General features: G+C 70.4%; 5 protein-coding genes and 1 pseudogene. 3 read left to right on the plus strand and 3 right to left on the minus strand.

Annotated elements, in window-relative coordinates; genetic code table 11:
- Together ACOV8S_RS14495 and ACOV8S_RS14500 are read left to right on the plus strand one after the other, a co-directional pair.
- A pseudogene (locus ACOV8S_RS14495) lies at nt 1-327 on the plus strand (GNAT family N-acetyltransferase); the annotation flags it as partial.
- A gap of 56 nt (nt 328-383) precedes the next feature.
- The gene (locus tag ACOV8S_RS14500) at nt 384-692 is read left to right on the plus strand and encodes a hypothetical protein (protein WP_448318216.1); all 309 of its coding nucleotides are present in this window, start codon (nt 384-386) and stop codon (nt 690-692) included.
- Nucleotides 693-743: 51 nt separating this feature from the next.
- Here ACOV8S_RS14500 and ACOV8S_RS14505 read toward each other — a convergent pair whose 3' ends face one another.
- From ACOV8S_RS14505 to ACOV8S_RS14515, 3 genes are all read right to left on the minus strand, one after another.
- The gene (locus ACOV8S_RS14505) at nt 744-932 is read right to left on the minus strand and encodes a hypothetical protein (RefSeq protein ID WP_448318217.1); all 189 of its coding nucleotides are present in this window, start codon (nt 930-932) and stop codon (nt 744-746) included.
- Between the two features lie 162 nt (nt 933-1094).
- The gene (locus ACOV8S_RS14510) at nt 1095-1286 is read right to left on the minus strand and encodes a DUF397 domain-containing protein (protein ID WP_448318218.1); all 192 of its coding nucleotides are present in this window, start codon (nt 1284-1286) and stop codon (nt 1095-1097) included.
- The gene (locus ACOV8S_RS14515) at nt 1283-2125 is read right to left on the minus strand and encodes a helix-turn-helix domain-containing protein (protein WP_448318219.1); all 843 of its coding nucleotides are present in this window, start codon (nt 2123-2125) and stop codon (nt 1283-1285) included. Before ACOV8S_RS14515 ends, ACOV8S_RS14510 begins: the two co-directional genes overlap by 4 nt.
- Before the next feature lie 117 nt (nt 2126-2242).
- Here ACOV8S_RS14515 and ACOV8S_RS14520 point away from each other — a divergent pair.
- Nucleotides 2243-2608 (plus strand): ATP-binding protein (locus tag ACOV8S_RS14520; protein ID WP_448318220.1); only part of this gene is annotated, 366 nt, incomplete at its 3' end.

A 2608-nucleotide genomic window follows, 5' to 3' on the forward strand; every position in this document is an offset into this window, starting at 1 on the left:
CTCTTGCCGCACCCCCGTGCAACGCCGCTCCATGTGCGCTCTGTTGCCGTCGGGATGGCCGGGCGGCTGGTGGGCTTCTACGCCTTGGTGCTGGAACCGCCGGAGCTGGACCTGGCGTTCGTCGCGGACGATGCGCAGGGGACGGGTGTCGGCCGGTTGCTCGTCGAGCACATGCTCGGCGAGGCCCAGGAGGCCGGACTGACCGAGGTGCGCGTGGTGGCGCATCCCCCGGCGGAGGGGTTCTACCGGCGGCTGGGGGCCACGCGGGTGGGGGTGGTCGCACCGTCGCCGCCCAAGGTCACCTGGGAGCGTCCCGAGCTGCGGTTCGTGACCGCCAGCCGCTCGTCTTGCCGTGGGCTCGCGTCTCCCCTGATCATGGGCGCATGCGACCCGAAGTCCAGGCGTTCGTCGACGCCGGCCCGCTGCCCGACGAGGACGCGGCCGAGGAGGAGATCCAGCAGCGTACGGATGAGTTCCTGGCCATCGCGCGTCCGGTCACCGGTGAGGAGGCTCGGGCGCTGCTCGCCTGCTTCGGTCCGGACGACTGTTACGGCGTTGCGTGGTCGTTGCTGCACCTCATCGAGACGGGGCCCAACCCCGTGCTCACGGTACGGCCCGCGCCTGACGCGAACGAGTGGCATCACAGGCTCTTCGACCGAGCCGTGAACGCGGGCCTGGTTCAGCCGCTCTGATCCTTGCGCCGCGGCACATTGGTGGCGTGACGGTCGGCCGACAGGTACCGGTCATGCCGCTGTGCCGTGCCCGGTCTCTCCCACTCGGCGGCTCGGTTCGAGCTCGTCCAGTTCCCAGTGGTGCCGGCAGTCGTCGCAGCGGTATTCGTCCAGCCCGGCGTCGATGGTGAGCGTCTCCCCGTGCGGGCAACGGGTGTCGTCCCCGCGGCCCGCGCACTCCTGCGTCCAGGTGTCCCCCATGCCTTCGACGGTGCTGCGGGGTCATGGTGGCGGGAAGGTGACCTGGTGGGCGCACGGACGTACGTGCCGGCAGGACGCATCAGCGGTGAGCAGCTGCATCTTCCGGCCGCTCAGTGCTGCTCGGCCGGCCCGCCGTTGCCCCGGTCCGGCAGGCGGCCCGTGTTAGGGGGTAGTGAGAGCGAGGAAGGCCTTCCAGGCAGCGGGGGTGAGGGAGAGCCCTGCGCGGGCGGTGTCCTTCGAGTCGCGGACGTGGACGGTGGCCGAGGAGATGGCCACCTCCAGGCAGGCACCGCCCTCGTTGCCGCTGTGACTGCTCTTGAACCAGGTCAGTTCCATGTTCTTCGCAGCGCTCATGGCTCCCCCAGCAGGTCCGTCATCAGGGACAGGGACTCATGAGGAGTGAGCGCCTGCGCCCTGATGCTTCCGTAACGTGCGGCCAGGATACGGACCTCCTCCCGGTCGACCAGCAGGGACGCTCGGTTCTGAGCCTCGACGTAGGCGACTTGGGGCTGGTTCTTCGGCGTGAGCAGGATGAACGGACCTCCCATGCCGGCGTGCTCCGGGCGGTCGGTCGGCATGACCTGGATCTCCACGTGCCGAAGCCCGGCGAGGGTGATCAGGTGCTGCAGTTGCTCCTTGTGGACTCCGCTCCCGCCGATGGGGCGGCGAAGGACGGCTTCTTCGATCACCGCGGTGACGAGGGGCGGCGGCCAGGAGGTGAGGATCCTCTGGCGGTCCAGACGCGCAGCTACGCGGCGGTCGATCGTGTCCTCGTCCAGCACGGGCTTGCGCATCCCGTAGAGGGCACGCGCCCGGCGTTCCGTCTGCAGGAGGCCGGGGATGTCGTGGTTGCTGTAGTCGTTGATCTCGACCGCACTCCCCTCCAGCCGGGCGTAGTCGCGGAACCAGGCCGGGTGGCGGACCCGGGACTTCGCCCGGGCGCTCTCCACCTCGTCGGCGGTCGCGCTCAACAAGCCGCCCGCGCCGAGGAGATCGTCGGCGGCGGTCAGGAACTCCCGCTGCGGAGTGCGGCGGCCGCGTTCCAGGGAGGAGATCAGGTCCTCGCTGTAGCCGAGGCGGTCGCCCAGGTCGCGCTGGGTGAGGCCGGCGCGCTCCCGTAGGAGCTTGAGCTGTCTGCCGACCGCGCGGAACAGTTCCTCGTACGGCTCGGGCTCGTCCGTCTCGTGGGTCATCGACGCCACCACCTTCCACCCGACAGGTCGTACACGTCGCGTGCCACGTCCGCACGGCGTCGCCTGTACCGGCCGTCGTCCTCGCCAGCGTAGGTCGTGGCGGCCACGCTGAGTCACATGATTCTGGAAACTCCCACGCGGAAGCGGTGGGCACAGTTGTTCAGCGGAACGCCCCGTGGGGCACGGCTCGCCCGGCTGCTTGCTGCGCGCCAGCTGGAGTTGTGGGACTGGCCGCCGTCGTTGGAGGCGGGTGAGGCGGCGGCGCTGGTGGTGGCGGAACTGGCGAGCAACGCTGTCACGCACGGTCACGTCGCGGGGCGTGGGTTCCGGCTGCGGCTGGAGATCGAGGCGTCGGAGTCGGGGCTGCTGGTCGTGTCCGTGGACGACGCGAGAGGTGAGCGGCTGCCGGAACCGAGGGTGGCGGAGGGTGCGGACTCGGGGCGGGGTCTCTTGCTGGTGCAGGCGCTTGCCGTGGCGTGGGGG

It is taken from the genome of Streptomyces sp. CO7, assembly GCF_053474865.1.

Coding starts and splice junctions, on each gene's coding strand:
- ACOV8S_RS14510 (WP_448318218.1), bottom strand. CDS start 1,286: ATGAGCGCTGCGAAGAACATGGAACTGACCTGGTTCAAGAGCAGTCAC.
- ACOV8S_RS14505 (WP_448318217.1), bottom strand. CDS start 932: ATGGGGGACACCTGGACGCAGGAGTGCGCGGGCCGCGGGGACGACACC.
- ACOV8S_RS14500 (WP_448318216.1), top strand. CDS start 384: ATGCGACCCGAAGTCCAGGCGTTCGTCGACGCCGGCCCGCTGCCCGAC.
- ACOV8S_RS14515 (WP_448318219.1), bottom strand. CDS start 2,125: ATGACCCACGAGACGGACGAGCCCGAGCCGTACGAGGAACTGTTCCGC.